Origin of the sequence: Nocardia sp. NPDC051832, from assembly GCF_040681285.1 — a bacterium.
In the GTDB taxonomy this organism is placed as follows: Bacteria; Actinomycetota; Actinomycetes; order Mycobacteriales; family Mycobacteriaceae; genus Nocardia.
The window spans coordinates 1,151,358-1,170,088 of record NZ_JBFAYL010000001.1; the positions used below are offsets into that span (position 1 = coordinate 1,151,358).

Here is an 18,731-nt window from a genome sequence, read left to right on the forward strand (position 1 = left end):
TCGATCCACGCTCCACGTTCGATGTCTTGTCTGTTCTCGCAGTACCTGATGCCCGACCGGAGAAAACGTGAACCAAATGTTGCCCGTTCGACAGTTCCAGAACATCACCGACGCAGGCGCTTTCGGCCCGGAGCAAGTACGGCGGCTGCGCGAGTGCGACGAATTCTTCCGACAACCCGAACTGGCGCACCTGCCCAGCCATCGCCGCCGGGTCGCCCTGCGGGAACTGGAACACGAGGCGGTCTACGAGCACACCGCCGAGGAAATCCTGATCGGCGCCAAACTCGCCTGGCGCAACCACGCCCGCTGCGTCGGCCGGAAGCATTGGCGCGCACTGAAATTGATCGACGCCCGGCACGTACGCTCGGCCCGGGAGCTGGCCGAGGCCTGCTGGGAGCATCTACGGCTGGCCACCAACGGTGGCGCCGTCCAATCCATGATCACCGTCGGCCCGCCGCGCCGGCCCGACGGCCGCGAATTCCGGATCGTCTCACCGCAGCTCATCCGCTACGCCGGATACAGCAACGGCGACGGCAGCGTCACCGGCGACGCCGCCCACGTCGCGATCACCGAATTCGCGCGGAAACTCGGCTGGCGCGGAGCGGGCACGCCGTTCGACATCCTGCCGGTGCTGATCAGCACACCGGACGAGCCGATCCGCTGGTTCGATGTGCCCCCGGACCTCGCGCGCGAGGTCGAACTAGAGCATCCCGACTTCGACTGGTTCGCCGGACTCGGCCTGAAATGGCACGCGGTACCGGCGGTTTCGAACATGGACCTGGAGATCGGCGGCGTCACCTACCCGTGCGCGCCGTTCAACGGCTGGTACGTCGGCACCGAGATCGGCGCCCGCAATCTGTCCGACACCAACCGCTACAACATGCTGCCGCTGATCGCGGACATGATGGGCCTGGACACCTCCAGCGCCCGCACCCTCTGGCGGGACCAGGCCCTGATCGAACTCAACCGCGCGGTCCTGCACAGCTACCGCAAGTCCGGGGTCTACGTCGTCGACCACCACACCGTGGCCAAACAGTTCTGCGACCACGTCGCCCGCGAGCAAGCCGCCGGCCGCAGCTGCCCCACCGACTGGTCCTGGGTCAACCCGCCGATCTCCGCCGGCCTGACCCCGACCTTCCATCGCTACTTCGACCCGCCGGACGAGTCGATCCGGCCGAACTTCGTCCGCCGGGGCTGACCGGTCAGGTCGCGGCGGTGATCTTGGCCCGCAGATCCGCCGCGAACACCTGTGCCGCCGCGAAGTCGGTGGTGTCGGGGTGGCCCTTGCTGACGCCGCCGACCAGACGCAGCGGCAGCCAGGTGTCCAATCCGCGGCAGCCGAAGGTGTCGACCACCTCGAAGCCCTTTCCTTCGACGGCGCGCGTCAGCGCGCGGACATAGCGGAGGAAGGGCGGTTCCGGGAATCCGCTGGTGCGGAACACGAATGCCTTTCCGCGTTGCCCGGCAGGCAACGCGGCGATGAATCGGCGCAGGTCCGGGTGGAAATCCATGTGGAAGATCCCGGACCCGAAACCGACGAGATCGCAGGCGGCGAGCTCGGCCGGATCGACGTCCTCTGGCGCGACGACCCGAGCTCCGAGCACCTGGCTCATGGCCTCCGCGACGCGCAGGGTGTTGCCGTGCGAGACCGATTTGCAGACGATGATGACCTTCATCGGGGTCAGCTCCTTATTCGTTCGGCGGAATTGCCTGGCACTCTCGGAGACACCGGCCGGACGATCAAGGTGACGGGATCTGGCTGTGGCCTCAGTCACAGCCAGGGCTCACCGCGGGTGCGGAGCGATTTCCAGCCGGCGCACGGTGTCGGCGGACCGCAGTTTGTCGGGATTGCGGATCGCGTACAGGCCGGTGATGAGCTCGCCGGTCAGCTCGACCAGCAAGACGGTGTCGAGGTCGCCCGCCCCGGATCGGACGAGCAGCGCGGGATGGGCGTTGAAGGTGCCGAATTCGACAGTCATCCCGGTCATCCAAGTGCGGGCCAGCTTGAGCAGGAATCGGGCAACCGGCTCGGCGCCGGTGATCGGGCGGCGGGCCGCGGTCACCCGGCCGCCGCCGTCGGAGATCTGGACGACATCGGGTGCGAGCACGTCCATCAGGGCGCCGACCTCCCCCGTATCCACAGCCCGCAGGAAGCGATCGATCACGGCCTGACTGGTATCGGCGTCCGGCTGGAAGCGACGGTGGCGGCCCGCCACCCGCCCCCGGGCCCGGTGCGCGATCTGACGAACCGCGGGTTCGGTCTTGTCGATCATGTCCGCGATTTCGCGGTGACTGTGGCCGAACACCTCCGCCAGCACGAATACCGCTCGCTCGGTGGGGCCGAGCGTTTCCAGTACCAGCAACATGGCCATCGACACCGACTCCGCCAGCAGCACGTCGTGGCCGGCGTCGGCGCTGGTGCGGATCGGTTCGGGCAACCAGGTGCCGACATACTCCTCGCGGCGGCGCCGCACCGAACGTAGATGATTGATCGCCTGGCGCGTGACGATCTGCACCAGATAGGCCCGCGGATGCCGTACCCCGGTCGCGTCGCGCCAGCGAAAGTAGCTGTCCTGCAACACATCCTCGGCATCGGCGGCACTGCCCAGGATCTCGTAGGCGATGGTGAACAGCAGGGGCCGCAACGTCTCGAACGTTTCGGGTTCGGTCATCGGGCCCCCTTCGTCCAACTACCCCCAGCTGGCGGAGACGGAGGGATTTGAACCCCCGGTCGCTCTCGCGACGCTCGCTTTCAAGGCGAGTGCATTCGGCCGCTCTGCCACGTCTCCAGGGCCCTGATGCTAGCGCACGGGTCAGCCGGCACGCTTTCCGATTACCTGGTCCACGCGGGCGAAGACCTCGGCGATGACATCGAGCTGGTCCGGGGTGAGCAGGTCGATGAAGTCGCGGCGAACGGCTTCGACGTGCGCCGGAGCGGCGGATTCGAGGCGGCGCAGGCCCTCGTCGGTGAGTTCGGCGCGGACGCCGCGGCCGTCCTCCAGGCAGGTGTGGCGGACCACCATGCCCTGCTGCTCCATGCGGTGCACCTGGTGGGTGAGGCGACTGCGGGAGGACAGGACACCGTCGGCGAGTTCGCTCATGCGTAAGGAGCGGCCGGGAGCTTCGGAGAGCAGGACGAGGATACGGTACTCGGGGATGGTGAGTTCCGCGTCGCGTTGCAGCTGGCGGTTGAGCGCGGTCATCAGGCGTTGATGACCCTGCATATAGGCCCGCCAAGCCCGCTGCTGTGGTGGCGTGAGCCAGTGCGGCTCGACTTCGGGGTGCACCCCTCCCAGTCTGCAACAACTTTCAGCGAGCGGACGCGATCAGCGAACGATCCAGTCCGGCCGGCGACGCGCAACCGGCCAGGCCGAGGGCGGAATCGAAGTCGGCGAGCAGCAGGCGCAGCGCGTGCCGGGCGCCGGCCCGGCCGCCGATGCCGAGACCGTAGGCCCAGGGGCGGCCGTAGAGCACGGCCTTCGCGCCGAGGGCCAGCGCCACCAGCATGTCGGAGCCGGTGCGGATGCCGGAATCGAAGAGCACGTCGGCGCGTTCGCCGATGGTGGCGACGATGGCGGGCAGCGCGTCCAGGGCGCCGATCGCGCCGTCCACCTGGCGGCCGCCGTGGTTGCTGACGATCACCGCGTCGGCGCCCGCGTCCACCACCTTGCGGGCGTCGTCGGGGTGCTGGATGCCCTTCACCGCGATCGGCAGATCCGTCCATTCGCGCAGGTGCGCCAGGTCGGCGGGCCGCAGCGTGTGGTTGCCGAACAGCCCGATCCAGGTGAGGACGGCGATCTGCATCGCCTCCGGGCTCTCCTCCGGCGGCTTGGGCAGTTTCGCCCGGAACACCGGGTCGGATAAGTAGTTCGCGATGCCCTTGCCGTGCAGGAACGGCAGGTGCGCCAGTTCGAGATCGCGCGGCCGCCAGCCCAGGCTCGGGGTATCGACGGTGACCACAATGGCTTTCGCGCCCGCGCGCTCCGCGCGTTCGACGAAGGAGCGGGCCAGCTCGTCATCGTTGGGCCAATACAGCTGGTACCACCAGGCGCCCGCGGCGGCCCCGACCTCCTCGATGGTGGAGGACGCCGCGGTGGACAGCACCGTGCCGACGCCGAGTTCCTTGGTGACGTCGGCGACGACCACTTCGCCCTTGTCGTGCATCAACTCCAGCACGCCGATCGGGGCGGTCAGCACCGGCGCGGCCAGCTTGGTCCCGAGCACCTCCACCGACAGATCGCGCGCGCCGGGCCCGGTGGTGCCGCGCAGCATCCGGGGCACGATCCGGTGCCGGTCGAACGCGGACCGGTTCGCCGCGGCGGTCCGCTCCGAAGACGCGCTGCCCGCGACGTAGGCGAACTCGGCCGCGCCGAGCACCTCCCGCGCCCGCTGTTCCAATCCCGCCGCCGTCATCGGCAGTTCGGGCACCGCGCCACCCAGTCCCGCCAGGTAGATCTCGTTCTGGAAGTCGATAAAGCTGCTCACGGCCCGAACGCTAGTCCCTCCGCCCGCTCGGCGCGCCCCGCCCGCCAGATTGGCTGCCGCCCAGCCCAATCCACGCCGTCACCAGGGCGTCCGCCCCCAGTAGTCCCGCCATGCGAGGCTCACCCTCCCATGCTGAGTCCCAACTGACGACAGCGCGTGGCCGGGGCGGGGCTGGTCCAAGCTGAGGCAGGATGGGGGCATGCGCGGAATCAGGCTGAACGGGTTCGGTGGGCCGGAGGTCATGGAGTGGGCCGAGGTGCCCGATCCGGTCCTCGGACCCGGCGAGGTGCTGATCGATGTCGCCGCGGCGGGGGTGAACCGGGCGGATCTGCTACAGCGGCAAGGGTTCTACGCGCCGCCGCCGGGGGCCAGCGAGCTCATGGGCCTCGAGGTTTCCGGGGTCATCGCCGAAGTCGGTGCGGGCGTGCGGGATTGGCAGGCCGGTGATCGGGTGTGCGCGCTGCTGTCCGGTGGTGGGTATGCCGAGCGGGTCGTCGCGCCGGCGGGTCAGCTGCTGCCGGTGCCCGACGGGATGGACCTGGCCGCGGCAGCCGGGCTGCCGGAGGTTGCGGCCACCGTGTGGTCGAACCTGGTGATGACCGCCGGGCTGCATGCCGGGCAGCTCCTGCTGATCCACGGCGGCGGCAGCGGGATCGGCACGCACGCCATTCAGGTCGCGGCGCGGCGCGGCGCGCGGGTGGCGGTGACGGCCGGGTCGGACGCGAAGTTGAAGCAGTGCGCCGAACTCGGCGCGAGCGTGCTGATCAACTACCGGGAACAGGATTTCGTCGAGGTGATCCGTGGCCAGGAGTCCGGCGCGGGCGGACCCGGGGCCGACATCATCTTCGACAACATGGGCGCGGCTTATCTGGCTCGCAATGTGGAAGCGCTGGCCGATTACGGCCGTCTGGTCGTGATTGGCATGCAGGGCGGTGTGCAAGCCGAGCTGAATCTCGCCGCGCTGCTAGGCAAATGGGGCACCATTCACGCCACCAACCTGCGCAAACGGCCCGCCACCGGACGCAACAGCAAGGCCGAGGTGATCGCCGAGGTCAAGCGGGAGGTCTGGCCGTTGCTGGCCGACGGGAAAGTGGTTCCGGTGATCCACGCGGAACTGCCGATCAGCGCGGCCGCCGAGGCGCACCGGATGCTGGACGACTCGGGCACCTTCGGGAAGGTGACACTGCGAGTCGGGTGATCAGTCCAGGGCGGTGAGCGCGCGGCCCAGCTGATCGATCTCGAACTTCGTTGTGTACGGCGCCAATCCGATGGTCACGGCCCCGCCCTCGTCGTTGACGCCGAGCGCGTCGAGCAACCGGCTACCGCCGTGCACACCGCTCAGCGTGCCGATGCGGGCGTCCGCGAGCTTGGCCGCGACCTTCTCCGCCTGCATGCCCGCGAGCGTGAACGACACCGTCGGAATCCGCGTGGAAGCCCGGCCGATGACAGTCAGATTGGGCACCTTGTCGAGCACGTCCATCAGGTGCTCGAAGAGCTGATCGTGGTAGTCCTGCAACGAGGTGATCGACATCTCCAGGCGCTCGCGCCGCGTGCCGGCGGCGCGTTCGTCCAGGCCGGCCAGGAAATCGATGGAGGTGGTGAGACCGGCCAGCAGCGCGTACTGGTGGCCGCCGACCTCCAGGCGTTCGGCGCCTTTCGCGTACGGATTCAACGACATCGACGGAATCCGGTCCAGGAAGGCAGGGTCGCGGAAGACCAGCGCGCCGATCTGCGGCCCGCCCCACGCGGGGGCGCTGAGCGCGATCACGTCGGCGTTGAGTTCATCGATGTCGATGAGCGCGTACGGGGCCGCGCCGACCGCGTCGGCTACCAGCAGGCCACCTACTTCGTGCACCCGATCCGCCGCGACCCGCACCGCGGGCGCGGAACCGACGATCGGCGAGGCGGCGGTCAAGGCCACCAGCCGGGCGGTGGGCCCGATCAACTCCTCGAACTGCCAGGACGGCATCTCGCAGGTTTCGATCTCGACCTCGGCCCAGCGCACGTGCGCGCCATAGCGGTTCGCGATGCGCAGCCACGGCGCGACATTGGCCTCGTCGTCCAGCCGGGACAGCACGATGCCGGTGCCGAGGCCGAGCCGGGAGCTGAGCGACTCCGCCAGCCAGGCCAGCAGCACCGCGCGATCAGGCCCGAGGACCACGCCGGCCGGGTCGCCGCCGACCAGATCGGCGACCGCTTCGCGCGCCGCGTCCAGGATGGCGGCGCTGCGCACGGCGGCGCCGTTACGACCGATGTGCGAGAAGGCCGACGTGCGGAAACCCGTTGAGACGGCACGCGATACCGAATCCGGAACCAGCATGCCCGCCTGCGGATCGAAGTGGATCCAGCCGTCGCCCAGGGACGGTATCAGGCCCCGAACCCTCGCGACGTCGTAAGTCATGTTGGCCACTCTAAGGGCAGCGGGCGAGGCTGCGTAACCGTGTTCCACCTGACTGGCGGATGGCACCGCAGCGACCGGGGTGAATGCATGGCAACCGACTTTCAGCAAAATCCGAACCACACGACGACCCGAACAGTTTAGGACGCCCTGCGCCCCAGTAAACACGGACCGGCAAGGCTCAGGAACGGATGACATGATGGGGGTCATGACGCATTCGGATGAGGCACCCGATTCCATCGTTGTGGTCGGACCCGACGGGCGGCACCTGGTGATCCCGGCCGACGCGGGCACGCCGCTCAACGCCCAGGTGGTTTCCGACGACGAGGCCGCCGCCGCGGACGACCCGGACGCCGGGGAATCGCTGGCCGACATGGTGGAACAGCCCGCGAAGGTGATGCGCATCGGCACCATGATCAAACAGCTGCTCGAAGAGGTGCGGGTGGCGCCGCTGGACGACGCCAGCCGGACCCGGCTGCGCGAAATCCACCGGTCCTCGGTGCGCGAACTCGAGCAGGGCCTGGCCCCGGAACTCCGCGAAGAGCTGGAGCGGCTGACGCTGCCCTTCACCGATGACGCGGTACCGACCGACGCCGAACTCCGCATCGCCCAGGCCCAGCTGGTCGGCTGGCTCGAAGGCCTGTTCCACGGAATCCAGACCGCGCTGTTCGCCCAGCAGATGGCGGCCCGCGCCCAGCTGGAGCAGATGCGCCAGGGTGCGCTGCCGCCCGGCATCCACGCGGGCGAATCCCGGACCGGCCGGCCGGACCACGTCACAGGCGGGTCCGGGCAGTACCTCTAGCCCCGTTCCGGACGATCCGGTCACCGTGGTTCCGGCCGTTCTCGGTCAGATTCGCAAGGGTAGTGTCGAGCACCGTGTCCGCAGACAGCACCTTGGAGGTCCCAGTGAGCTCCGACGAACCCCTCGCCGCGGCTGAGACATTGAACGACACCCTGCCCGCGGAGCCGATCGTGTCGGATTCGCAAACGTTTCAGCGGGCGTTCAAAGACTTCCGCGACGGTTTCAACCAGCGCGAGCTGTGGTTGTCGCTGGGCTGGCAGGACATCAAGCAGCGCTACCGCCGCTCGGTGCTCGGCCCGTTCTGGATCACCATCGCCACCGGCTTGCAGGCCACGGCGATGGGCATTCTCTATGCGACGCTGCTGAATCAGCCGCTGACCGAATACCTGCCGTATGTGACGGTCGGCCTGATCGTCTGGAATGTGATCCAGGCCAGCCTGATCGAGGGGTCGGAGGTGTTCATCGCCAATGAGGGCCTGATCAAACAGCTGCCCTCGGCGTTGAGCGTGCACGTCTACCGGCTGGTGTGGCGGCAATTCCTGTTCTTCGCGCACAACATGGTCATCTATATCGTGCTGCTGGCCGCGTTCAGTATCTGGAAGAATCTGGATTGGTCGGTACTGCTCGTCATTCCGGCGATCGTGCTGCTGTTCCTGAATGCCGCGTGGGTGTCGATCGTGTTCGGCATCTTCAGCACCCGCTACCGCGATATCGCGCCCATTCTGTCCAGCACCACGCTGATGCTGTTCGTGCTGACGCCGGTGATGTGGACCACCAAGACCTTGGAGACGGTGGGCGGCGGCGGTTCCGACCGTGCCAAGATCGTCGAGCTCGTGCCTACTTTCCACTACCTCGAAATTGTGCGAGCCCCCCTGCTCGGCGAGCCGTCGGGATGGGACCACTGGGCGATCGTCGGGGCGATCACCCTGATCGGCTGGATCGTCGCGATCTTCGCCATGAAGCGGTACCGTTCGCGCGTGCCCTACTGGGTATAAAAGGAGCCCCCGGTGACTTCGAATGTGAGCATCGAAACCCACCAGGCGTGGGTGGAATTCCCGATCTTCGACGCAAAATCGCGGTCGTTGAAGAAGGCGTTCCTCGGCAAGGCGGGCGGGGCCATCGGACGCAATCAGTCCGACGTGGTGGTCGTCGAAGCCTTGCGGGATATCAATCTGTCGTTGAAGGAAGGCGACAAAATCGGCCTGGTCGGGCACAACGGCGCGGGCAAATCGACCCTGCTGCGCCTGCTTTCGGGCATCTACGAACCCTCCCGGGGCAGTGCGCGCATCCGCGGCCGGGTGGCGCCGGTGTTCGACCTCGGCGTCGGCATGGATCCGGAGATCTCCGGCTTCGAGAACATCATCATCCGCGGGCTCTTCCTCGGGCAGACCCGGAAGCAGATGCTGTCGAAGATCGATGAGATCGCCGATTTCACCGAGCTCGGCGAATACCTGTCGATGCCGCTGCGCACCTATTCCACCGGTATGCGCGTGCGCCTGGCGATGGGCGTGGTGACCTCCATCGATCCCGAAATCCTGTTGCTGGACGAGGGTATCGGCGCGGTCGACGCCGAATTCATGAAGAAGGCGCGACTGCGCCTGCAGGAACTCGTGGCCCGGTCTGGCATCCTGGTGTTCGCCAGCCATTCCAACGAATTCCTCGCCCAGCTCTGCGATTCCGCGCTGTGGATCGATCACGGGCAGATCCGCAAGCGCGGCGGTATCGAAGAAGTGGTGCGCGCGTACGAGGGGCCTGAAGCGGGAAATCACGTGGCAACGGTGCTGCGGGAAATGGAAGCCGAACGCGCGGCGGGCCCGCAGGCAGAGCGAGAACTGGAGCGTAATCAGGCATGAGTGAGCTGAGCGGGCCGAGCGACCCGACCAGGCCGGACGCACCGTTCGAGCAGCCCTCGACCAGCGCGGACGCCCGGATCGTGGCGGTGGTGGTCACGCACAAGCGCCGCGAACTGCTCACCGAATCGCTGAAAGTCCTTACCTCGCAGTCCCGTCCGGTGGATCACCTGATCGTGGTGGACAACGCGAACGAGCCCGAGGTCGCCGAGCTGGTGGCCCAGCAGCCGATCGAAGCGACCTACCTGGGTTCGGCGCACAATCTCGGCGGGGCGGGCGGTTTCGCGCTCGGCATTCTACACGCGCTGACCCTCGGCGCGGACTGGGTCTGGCTGGCCGACGACGACGGCCGGCCCGAGGGGCCGGAAGTGCTTGCGGTGCTGCTGGATTGCGCACGCCGGCACGGGCTGGCCGAGGTCTCGCCGGTGGTCTGCGATATCGACGAACCGGATCGGCTTGCGTTCCCGCTGCGCCGCGGCGTGGTGTGGCGGCGGCTGCGGTCCGAGCTCGGCGACGAGGATTTCCTGCCCGGGATCGCGTCGCTGTTCAACGGTGCGCTGATCGCGGCGAAGGCGGTCGATCAGATCGGGGTGCCGGATCTGCGGCTGTTCGTGCGCGGTGACGAGGTCGAGGTGCACCGGCGGCTGGTGCGGTCGGGCCTGCCGTTCGGCACCTGCCTGCAGACGGCGTACCTGCATCCCAACGGCGCGGCCGAGTTCAAGCCGATTCTGGGCGGGCGGATGCACACCCAGTACCCGGACGATCCGGTGAAGCGGTACTTCACCTACCGCAATCGCGGGTATCTGATGGCGCAGCCCGGTATGCGCAAGCTGCTGCCGCAGGAGTGGGTGCGGTTCTCCTGGTTCTTCCTGGTCACCCGCCGGGATCCGGCCGGGCTGAAGGAATGGTTCCACCTGCGCAGCCTCGGCCGGCACGAGCAGTTCGGCAAGCCGGATAAATAGGTTGCGCGCCCTTTCGGGGCTGTGCCACAGTGGTCGGGAACTGCAACGTCGAGAGAGTTGAGGAGGTGGAGATCGTGATTACAACCGCGCGGATTGTCGTGCCTGCGGTGAGTTTGCCCGCTGTGCCGATCTCCCCCTCCACCTCCCTGCACTGAACCCTGACTCGGGTTCAGTACCCGACGAAGGATTCCTTCCATCATGGTCGAGAACGACCCTAACTTTCATGTTCCTTTCGGCTGGACCGAAGCCGTAGCCGACGAATACGCCCCGCTCATCGCCGATGGCCGGGTGCCCGCGCGCGTCATCCGGATGGATCGCAGCGAATGCGACGTGGCGACACCGACCGGGATCGCCCGGGCGCGCTGCCCGCGCTCGGATTCCGAGATCAGCGGATTGTGCACCGGCGACTGGGTGACCGTGGACGCCGAGCTCAACGTGCGGCAGCTGCTGCCGCGTCGCTCCGCGATCATGCGGTCCTCGGTGTCCGGGCGCTCCGAAGGCCAGGTGCTGGCCGCCAATGTCGACACCGTGCTCATCTGCTCGGCCGCCGACGGCGACGTCGACCTGAACCGGATCGAACGGATGCTCACCCTGGCCTGGGAAAGCAACGCCCAGCCCATCGTGGTACTCACCAAAGCCGATGCGGCGGAGGATATTCCGGTCGATGAAGTACAGGCCGCCGCGCCCGGCGCGGTCGTCCTCGCGATCTCCGCCAATACCGGCGCGGGCGTGGACGTGCTGGCGGCCATGCTCGACGGCACTGTCGCCTTGATCGGGCCCTCCGGTGCGGGCAAATCCACGCTGGCCAACGCGCTGCTCGGCGCGGAAGTGTTCGCCACCAACGACGTTCGCTCGGTCGACAAGAAGGGCAGGCACACCACCGTGCACCGCGAGCTCCGCCCGCTCCCGGGCGGCGGCACCCTGATCGACACTCCGGGCTTGCGCGGCATCGGCCTCTACGACGCCGCCGAAGGCATCGAGAAAACCTTCAGCGACATCGAATCCTTCGCCGCGAGCTGCCGTTTCCTCGACTGCTCGCACCAGACCGAGCCCGGCTGCGCCGTGCGGGAAGCCCTCGAAACCGGAGCCCTCACCCAGCGCCGCTTCGACAGCTACCGCAAACTCGTCCGCGAGAACGCCTGGATGGAATCCCGCACTGACAAGCGCCTGCAAGCCGAACGCGCGCGCGAGTGGAAATCGATCGTGAAACAACAGCGGCGTATCTACCGCGAACGCGGTTCACGCCGCTGATCACCTGATCCGGTACCCCGCAGCCGTTTCGCTGCGGGGTACCGCCAGTTATTCCCAGAACCACGGTAGGGTTCGGCGCGAATAACCGTGCTCTCGGGAGGGTTTGGATGAGTTACCCCGGCGGATTCCCGCCTAAGGATCAGGCGCAAGGTGGGCAGTGGCCCGGGCAGCAGCAGCCTGCGTATGGTCAGCAACCAGCGCCTGCGGGGAATCCGTACGGCGCTCCGCAGCCTTATGGGCAGCCCGCGGCCGGACAACCCTATGGCGCACAGCCTTACGGGCAACCGGCGCAGCCCGGGTATGGGCAACCAGCCCAGCAGCCGTACGGCCAATCCGATCCGTATGGTCAGCCGCAGTACGGGCAGCCCGCACCGCAGTACGGGCAGCAGGCGCCGTATGGTGCGCCGATGGCCGCCCCGGCGCCGCCCGGGATCACCGTGCAGGCCGATTACGAATGGCCGCTGTTCTTGCTGGCGATCACCAAGCCGAAGATTCTGATCAACGGCCAGCAGGTGCCGAATACGCAGTGGGGTGAGAACCACATCCCCGTGGGGCCGGGGCAGTATCACCTGAAGGTGTGCACGCCGTGGCTGTTCGACATGGGCCCGGCCCAAGATCAGGTAATGATCGCCGACGGGCAGGGCGTCCGGTATTACTACCGGCCACCCGCCATCATCTTCCTGGACGGCGTCCTGGGCCAGGTCCCGCAGAAGACGCCCGGCCTGATCTTCATTTACATCTCCTGGGCCGTGGCCGCCGTGCTCATCCTGCTGAACTTCATGATGCTCGCCGCCATCTAGCCAGACGGCAGCGCCGCTAGCGGGGCACCGGATCTTCCCGGTGTCCCGCTTTTTGCGCCCGCGCCGCATATGCAACTGGTTGCATAGCGCCGGGGTTTACGCTTAGTGTGCGAAGTACATACAGACAGGAGCGGGTCATGGTGGAATCGGGCAAGCCGTTGGCGGGCAAGACGTTGATCATGTCGGGGGGAAGCCGGGGCATCGGGCTGGAGATCGCCAAGAAGGCGGCGGCCGACGGGGCGAATGTCACGTTGATCGCGAAGACCGACCAGCCGCATCCGAAGCTGCCGGGCACCATTCATACCGCGGCCGCGGAGATCGAGGAGGCCGGCGGGCAGGTGCTGCCGTTCGTCGGCGATGTGCGGCTGGAGGAATCGGTCGCCGAGGCGGTGCGGCAGACCGTGGCACGCTTCGGCGGCATCGATTTGGTGGTGAACAACGCGTCGGCGATCGACCTGTCCCCCACCGAGGTCCTGCCGATGAAGAAGTACGACCTGATGCAGGACATCAACTGCCGCGGCAGCTTCCTGCTGTCGAAACTGTGCATCCCGCATCTGCGCGCGTCCGCGCAGGCCGGGCGCAACCCGCACATCCTGACTCTGTCGCCGCCGCTGAACTTGGATCCGAAGTGGGCCGGAATGGCGCTGGGCTACACCATCGCCAAGTACGGAATGTCGCTGACGACACTGGGTTTGGCCGAGGAACTGAAGGGCGACGGCATCGGCGTGAACTCGCTGTGGCCACGCACCACCATCGCCACCGCCGCCGTGCGGAACCTGCTCGGCGGTGACGAGATGATCTCCACCTCACGCACCCCCGCGATCTACGCCGACGCCGCGTACCTGGTGCTCACCTCGCCCGCGGAGAAGACCTCCGGAAACTTCTTCATCGATGACGATGTGCTCGCGGCGCACGGCATCACGGACCTGGAGCAGTACCGGGTGACCCCGGGCGACGGCGAACTGACCACCGACCTGTTCCTCTGAGGCCGCACCGATCGTCCGGGGCGCTCAGCCCCAGACGATCGAGTGGTACTTGGCCAGCGCCGCGATCAGGCCGATCGTGCTGGCGGCGGCGATGGTGACGGCCGGGCCGAGGGTGGGCGTCCTGCCCTCGGTGTCGGTGAGGCGCAACGGCATCCAGCGCAGCAGTACGCCGAAGGCGATGATGGCCAGCGGCACGAAGTACCGGCCCTGCACACCGTCGATGATGTAGTAGCCGACCGGGGTGAAGGACATGTACAGCGTCACGTAGATCATCGCGACGCTCGCGGCGACGATCAGCGCGACCGTCCAGGTGCGCCAGCGGGTCGAGGCGGTCATCCGGTCCGCGATGCCGATCGCCACCGCGAGCGCGAGCAGGCAGGCGACGATGGACAGCGCGGGCACGTCGATGTAGGCGAAGCCGAGTTCACCGAAGAACTGGATGAACCAGCGCTGGTCGCGGTAGACGATGCTGTCACCGAACACGTCGATGAAAGCCAGTGGGTCGCCGAGGATTCCGGAGAGCTGATCGGCGGGGCGCACCGAATTCCACTGGTGCTCGGGGCGCATCAGGCCCATACCCTTGGTGGTCGGCCCGGCGATCTTGGTCCAGAGCGCGAAACAGATCGCGCCCACGCCCGCGAACGCCCAGGGCACGAACCGCTGCCAGCGGCGGGGCTCGGCGGAGCCGAACGCGAAGCGCCGCACCGGGATCAGCACCAGCAGCATCGCCAGCAGCACATAGGTCGGCTTGCTCAGCGGCAGCAGGATGGCGGCGGCCAGGATGGCGGCGGTTTCGGTGCGGCCCAGCCGATCACCGAGGAACAGCGCCTTCACCAGCAGCGCCGACACCATGATGGCGAGCGCGTTGGTCATGGTGTCGGCCGTGACGGTGCCGGCCTGGAAGACGGCGATCGGCAGCAGCGCGACCGCGAACACCAGCCACTGCACCCGGTGCCGGCGCAGCGCCCACAACGCGAACCCGACCAGCGCGAGATACACGGCCAGACCGGCGAGCCGAGTCGCCATGATCATGCCGCCGACCTTCAGGTCCAGCAGTTCGGCGATCCGGATGCCCGCGGCGGCGGGGATATACGGCACCGGCGAGTACGCGGCGGTGTTGGTGAACCACACCGGCTCCTGGTCCGCGGAGACCGCGGCCCGCTTGAACCGGTCGTAGTCGGCCGGGTCGTACACCATCGGGTCCGGCTCTTGCGGATTGCTGGTGTAGTCCTTCAGCGCGTAACCCATCAGCTCGGTGATGCTGGTGGGCACCTGGCCGCCGTAGGAGACACCGCGAGTGTCGGGGATCTCTTCGGGCAGGAATCCGCCGTGCGCGACCTGATAGGCCCGCCCGAACTGGGTGATTTCGTCGTGGCCCCAGAACGGCGGCGTGCTGACCGCGAACGCCGCGCCGAAAATCGTCGCGAGCACCGCGAAAACGACTGTCGCGGCACCGAACCGGTGCACGATCGAGCCCGCTATCCGGCGCGCCCGGCCGGTCTCCTCGGCACCCACCATGGTGCCGACCATCGTCCGCACCCGCTCCGCGTCGGCCGAATCCGTCTCGGCGGCAGCACCATTCGTCGCGACACCGGCCTCGTTCGATTCGGTGCGATCAGCGGAGGTGGTCACCGGCCGGGCTCCGCGTCACCGCCGTGCTCGGCCACGCCCGGCGCGGCATGCAGCAGGTAGATCAAACGCGAAGCCTCGTGCCGGGAGCGGCGGATGCCGTCGAGCACCAGGCCCGCGGTCCAGGCCAGGCTGCCGAGCAGCAGCAAGGTGAAGGCGAGGAACAGCGTCGGGAAACGCGGCACCTCGTGGGTCGAGTAGAACTCGATCACGATCGGAATCGCCAGGGCGATCGAGACCAGCCAGCTCAGCGTGCCGACCAGGCCGTAGAACGCGACCGGGCGCTCGTGCCGGGCCAGGCCGAGGATCAACCCGAGGATCTTGAATCCGTCGTGGTACGTGCGGAGTTTGGATTCGCTGCCGGCCGGCCGGTCGCGGAACCCGACCGGTACCGCGGTCTTCGGCACGCGCAGGTGCAACGAATGCACCGTCAACTCGGTCTCGATCTCGAACTCGCGCGACACCGCGGGGAAGCTCTTCACGAAGCGGCGGGAGAACACCCGGAACCCGCTCAGCATGTCTTCGACGTTCTCGCCGAACACCTTTCCGACCACGCCGTTGAGCACCTTGTTGCCCATCTCGTGGCCGGCCCGGTAGGCCGAGGCGCCCGCATCCTCCCGGCGCACGCCGAGCACGTGATCGTAGGGGCCGTCGAGCAGCGTCTTGATCATCAGCGGCGCGGCCGACGCCTCGTAGGTGTCGTCGCCGTCGATCATCAGATAGATGTCGGCGTCGATGTCGGCGAAGGCGCGGCGCACCACGTTGCCCTTGCCTTTGGTGTTTTCGAACCGCACGATCGCACCGGCCGCGCGGGCCTGTTCGGCCGTCTTGTCGGTGCTGAGGTTGTCGTAGACGTAGACGACGATTCCCGGCACGGCGGCCTGTAGATCGGCGACGACCTTGGCGACCGATGCCTCTTCGTTGTGGCAGGGGACGACTGCGGCGATACGAAGCTCAGTGGAGTCCACCCGGGTAAATCCTCTGTGTTCGATTTGCGGTGCTAGGGAACACCGGGAGGGTACAGGGCCGGACGTTCTGGTGCGCACTCGCGTTCAGGTACCGTAACTCAGTGTCTTACCCCGAGCAGCCCGTGTCAGTCCCGGATCCGCCGCTGGTCGCTACAGTCGAGGCCGTGGCAGCTGCCGAACCGGGACCGAACCTGGCCGCCAAGCTGGTTTCGGCGCTTCGCAAGGGCAGTGCCTTCCTGATCGTCGGCGGCATCGGATTCCTGGTCGACGCGGGCACCTACAACCTGCTGGTGTTCTGGGGCGGGGAGGGCGTGCTGTACGACCAGCCGCTGGCCGCGAAGATCATCGCGATCCTGGTCGCCACGGTCGTCACCTATTTCGGCAACAAGTGGTGGACCTTCTCCGATCAGCAGACCGACAATCCGGGCCGCGAATACCTGCTGTACGCACTGTTCAACGTGATCGCGATCGCGCTGCAGCTGGGCTGCCTCGGTTTCTCCCGCTATGTGCTGGACCTGTCGACACCGCTGTCGGACAACATCTCCGGCACCTTCATCGGCCAGGCGGTGGCGGTCGGCTTCCGCTATTGGGCCTATAACAAGTTCGTCTTCACCGGATCCAAACCGCAAGCCTGACGGGCGATGGAGGGTACAGATTGATATCCTCACCCCCGCCGCGAACGGCATCCCGTCGGCACAATCAAGATTTCGAGGACTTCATGGAGCAGTCGGCTACCGAGGCCGGGACAGCACCCTCCGCTTTGCGGGTCGACCATCGGGCGCCCGATCGGCTCGTGCTGCAGCGCGGCATCTTCACCGGGCCGTCAGCGAAGATCAGCGACGAGTTGTACGCGGTGGTCAAGGGCCGTTCGCACCGGGAACGGCTGGCGCTGCGCCTGGAAAAGGGCGCGACCGCGCACACCAATACCTACTTCGGCCGGTTCGCCGCCGCCTACTGGCAGCGCTGGACCGTCGTCACCGAGGTCCGGGCCACCATGGTGCTGGAGGTGACCGGTAAGGCGCTGGTCCGGATCGTCGCCTCCGATATCGCCGGGCACCGCCGCATCATCGGATCCGCCGATGTCGCCGAGAGCGGCGCGCTGACGTTGAGCGCACCGCTGGATCAGTACGTCGACGGTGGCGCGCTGTGGCTGGAATTCGATGCGGTGGGCGGCCCGCTGGGCATCTCCGAGCTCACCTGGACCGCGGACGCGCCGGAGCGGATCCGCCCGGTCGCCATCGCGATCTGCACCTTCAATCGCGCCGCCGACTGCGCGGAAACCGTTGCGGCACTGGCCTCGGACGCGCCCGTGCTGGACGCCATCGACGCGGTCTACGTGGTCGACCAGGGCACCGATCTGGTGCGGGACCGGCCGCGCTTCCAGGAGACGCTGCCCGTCTTCGGCGACAAGCTGCGCTACATCCAGCAGCCGAATCTCGGTGGCGCGGGCGGCTTCACCCGCGGCCTCTACGAAGTGTCCGCGGTGAACGAGCACGCCGACGTCATCCTGATGGACGACGACATCCTGTGCGAACCCGAAACGGTGTTGCGGCTCAACGCTTTCGCCAACATGACGGTGGAACCGACGCTGGTCGGCGCGCAGATGCTGTTCCTGCTCAACCCCGACTACCTCAATGTCGGCGCCGAGGAGGTGCATCTGCACGAGCTCAAGCACGGCCAGAAGGTGCCCAAGGCGCTGCGCAACACCTCCATGCTGAAGAAGAATCAGGAGCGCCGCGTCGACGCCGGCTACAACGCCTGGTGGACCTGCCTGATCCCGGCCGAGGTGGTGGCCAAGATCGGGCTGCCGGTGCCGATCTTCTTCCAGTGGGACGACGTCGAATACGGCGTGCGCGCCCGGGAGAACGGTTTCGTCACCGTCACCCTGCCGAACGCCGCGGTATGGCACGCCGACTTCTACTGGAAGGACTTCGACGACTGGGCGCGCTACTTCAGCACGCGCAACTCGCTGATCGTCGGCGCCATGCACGCCGACCTGGACGGCAAGAAGATCACCCGGCAGTTCTTCCGCAATATCGCCGAGTACCTGGTCGGGATGCAATACGGCCTGGCGCACACCACGTTGCAGGGCATCGAGGATTTCCTCCAGGGCCCGAAGGTGTTGCGCGACGGCGGAATCGACGCGCTCGCCCAGGCTCGCAAGAGCCGCGGCGACTACCCGGAGACGATCAAGCACGCCGCCGCGACCCCGCCGGTGCGCGCCGCCGACGTCCAATTACGCAGGGCCGGTGGCGAACCCAGCCGCGTCACGCTGGTGCTGATCAAGCGCGCCATCAACCAGTGGACCGGGCGCACCCAGCGCGGTCTGGTCGGCGTCACCCGCGAGGACGCGCACTGGTGGCACGTCTCGCTGTTCGACCACGTCGTCGTCACCGACGCCTCGCAATCCGGCGTGCGAATCCGGCAGCGCGACAAGGAGCGTGCGCGCCAACTGCTCAAGCGCACCATCCGCGTGCTACGCCGCCTGCGCAAAGACCTCCCCCGCCTGACCGAGGAATACCGCGCGGCCGTACCGGAACTCACGAGCCGCGCGAACTGGGCCCGGCTCTACGGGATCGATCCGGACTGACCCGCGGACT

18 protein-coding genes and 1 tRNA gene are annotated in these 18,731 nt (G+C 67.5%); 11 read left to right on the forward strand and 8 right to left on the reverse strand.

Annotated features, from left to right (window positions below):
• Window positions 1-76 precede the first annotated feature (76 nt).
• On the forward strand, window positions 77-1,198 hold the full coding sequence (locus AB0M14_RS05075) for a nitric oxide synthase oxygenase (RefSeq protein WP_364988919.1): 1,122 nt from the start codon (window positions 77-79) through the stop codon (window positions 1,196-1,198).
• Between the two features lie 4 nt (window positions 1,199-1,202).
• Here AB0M14_RS05075 and AB0M14_RS05080 read toward each other — a convergent pair whose 3' ends face one another.
• From AB0M14_RS05080 to AB0M14_RS05100, 5 genes are all read right to left on the reverse strand, one after another.
• The gene (locus AB0M14_RS05080; RefSeq protein ID WP_364988922.1) at window positions 1,203-1,676 is read right to left on the reverse strand and encodes a flavodoxin family protein; all 474 of its coding nucleotides are present in this window, start codon (window positions 1,674-1,676) and stop codon (window positions 1,203-1,205) included.
• A gap of 108 nt (window positions 1,677-1,784) precedes the next feature.
• Window positions 1,785-2,672, reverse strand: coding sequence for an RNA polymerase sigma-70 factor (locus AB0M14_RS05085; RefSeq protein WP_364988924.1), 888 nt, complete (start codon window positions 2,670-2,672; stop codon window positions 1,785-1,787).
• 29 nt (window positions 2,673-2,701) lie between these two features.
• Window positions 2,702-2,789: transfer RNA gene (locus tag AB0M14_RS05090), tRNA-Ser, on the reverse strand.
• 24 nt (window positions 2,790-2,813) lie between these two features.
• Complete coding sequence (locus tag AB0M14_RS05095; RefSeq protein WP_364991317.1) at window positions 2,814-3,224, reverse strand: MarR family transcriptional regulator; 411 nt, start codon at window positions 3,222-3,224, stop codon at window positions 2,814-2,816.
• An 85-nt stretch (window positions 3,225-3,309) separates the two neighbouring features.
• Complete coding sequence (locus AB0M14_RS05100) at window positions 3,310-4,485, reverse strand: lactate 2-monooxygenase (protein ID WP_364988926.1); 1,176 nt, start codon at window positions 4,483-4,485, stop codon at window positions 3,310-3,312.
• A gap of 199 nt (window positions 4,486-4,684) precedes the next feature.
• On the opposite strand from AB0M14_RS05100, the gene AB0M14_RS05105 reads away from it, so the two are divergent.
• The gene (locus AB0M14_RS05105; protein ID WP_364988929.1) at window positions 4,685-5,683 is read left to right on the forward strand and encodes an NAD(P)H-quinone oxidoreductase; all 999 of its coding nucleotides are present in this window, start codon (window positions 4,685-4,687) and stop codon (window positions 5,681-5,683) included.
• Here the strand turns inward: AB0M14_RS05105 and AB0M14_RS05110 are convergent, their stop codons facing one another.
• Window positions 5,684-6,886 (reverse strand): cysteine desulfurase-like protein, encoded by a 1,203-nt coding sequence (locus tag AB0M14_RS05110; protein WP_364988931.1) that lies wholly within the window; start codon window positions 6,884-6,886, stop codon window positions 5,684-5,686.
• A 205-nt stretch (window positions 6,887-7,091) separates the two neighbouring features.
• Between AB0M14_RS05110 and AB0M14_RS05115 the strand changes: the two genes are divergently transcribed.
• From AB0M14_RS05115 to AB0M14_RS05145, 7 genes are all read left to right on the forward strand, one after another.
• Complete coding sequence (locus tag AB0M14_RS05115; RefSeq protein WP_364988933.1) at window positions 7,092-7,685, forward strand: bacterial proteasome activator family protein; 594 nt, start codon at window positions 7,092-7,094, stop codon at window positions 7,683-7,685.
• 140 nt (window positions 7,686-7,825) lie between these two features.
• Entirely contained in the window at window positions 7,826-8,680 is an 855-nt protein-coding gene (locus AB0M14_RS05120; protein ID WP_364991320.1) for an ABC transporter permease, read from the forward strand.
• A gap of 12 nt (window positions 8,681-8,692) precedes the next feature.
• On the forward strand, window positions 8,693-9,538 hold the full coding sequence (locus AB0M14_RS05125) for an ABC transporter ATP-binding protein (RefSeq protein WP_364988935.1): 846 nt from the start codon (window positions 8,693-8,695) through the stop codon (window positions 9,536-9,538).
• Window positions 9,535-10,497 carry a glycosyltransferase family 2 protein gene (locus AB0M14_RS05130; RefSeq protein WP_364988937.1) on the forward strand — a complete coding sequence of 321 codons (963 nt, stop codon included), beginning with the start codon at window positions 9,535-9,537 and terminating at the stop codon, window positions 10,495-10,497. The genes AB0M14_RS05125 and AB0M14_RS05130 overlap by 4 nt, the downstream gene beginning before the upstream one ends.
• A gap of 198 nt (window positions 10,498-10,695) precedes the next feature.
• Window positions 10,696-11,748, forward strand: coding sequence for a ribosome small subunit-dependent GTPase A (gene rsgA / locus AB0M14_RS05135; RefSeq protein WP_364988939.1), 1,053 nt, complete (start codon window positions 10,696-10,698; stop codon window positions 11,746-11,748).
• 107 nt (window positions 11,749-11,855) lie between these two features.
• Complete coding sequence (locus AB0M14_RS05140) at window positions 11,856-12,548, forward strand: hypothetical protein (protein ID WP_364988941.1); 693 nt, start codon at window positions 11,856-11,858, stop codon at window positions 12,546-12,548.
• A 137-nt stretch (window positions 12,549-12,685) separates the two neighbouring features.
• Window positions 12,686-13,534 (forward strand): NAD(P)-dependent oxidoreductase, encoded by an 849-nt coding sequence (locus AB0M14_RS05145; protein ID WP_364988943.1) that lies wholly within the window; start codon window positions 12,686-12,688, stop codon window positions 13,532-13,534.
• A 24-nt stretch (window positions 13,535-13,558) separates the two neighbouring features.
• On the opposite strand, the gene AB0M14_RS05150 is transcribed toward AB0M14_RS05145, so the two are convergent.
• A complete protein-coding gene (locus AB0M14_RS05150; protein ID WP_364988945.1) occupies window positions 13,559-15,166 on the reverse strand; it encodes a DUF2142 domain-containing protein in 1,608 nt (535 codons plus the stop codon).
• Entirely contained in the window at window positions 15,163-16,131 is a 969-nt protein-coding gene (locus tag AB0M14_RS05155) for a glycosyltransferase (protein WP_364988947.1), read from the reverse strand. The genes AB0M14_RS05150 and AB0M14_RS05155 overlap by 4 nt, the downstream gene beginning before the upstream one ends.
• A 164-nt stretch (window positions 16,132-16,295) precedes the next feature.
• Here AB0M14_RS05155 and AB0M14_RS05160 point away from each other — a divergent pair, with 164 nt between their 5' ends.
• Entirely contained in the window at window positions 16,296-16,766 is a 471-nt protein-coding gene (locus tag AB0M14_RS05160) for a GtrA family protein (protein ID WP_364988950.1), read from the forward strand.
• 83 nt (window positions 16,767-16,849) lie between these two features.
• Window positions 16,850-18,721: a glycosyltransferase gene (locus AB0M14_RS05165; protein ID WP_364988952.1), complete on the forward strand. Its 1,872-nt coding sequence runs from the start codon at window positions 16,850-16,852 to the stop codon at window positions 18,719-18,721.
• Window positions 18,722-18,731 lie beyond the last annotated feature (10 nt).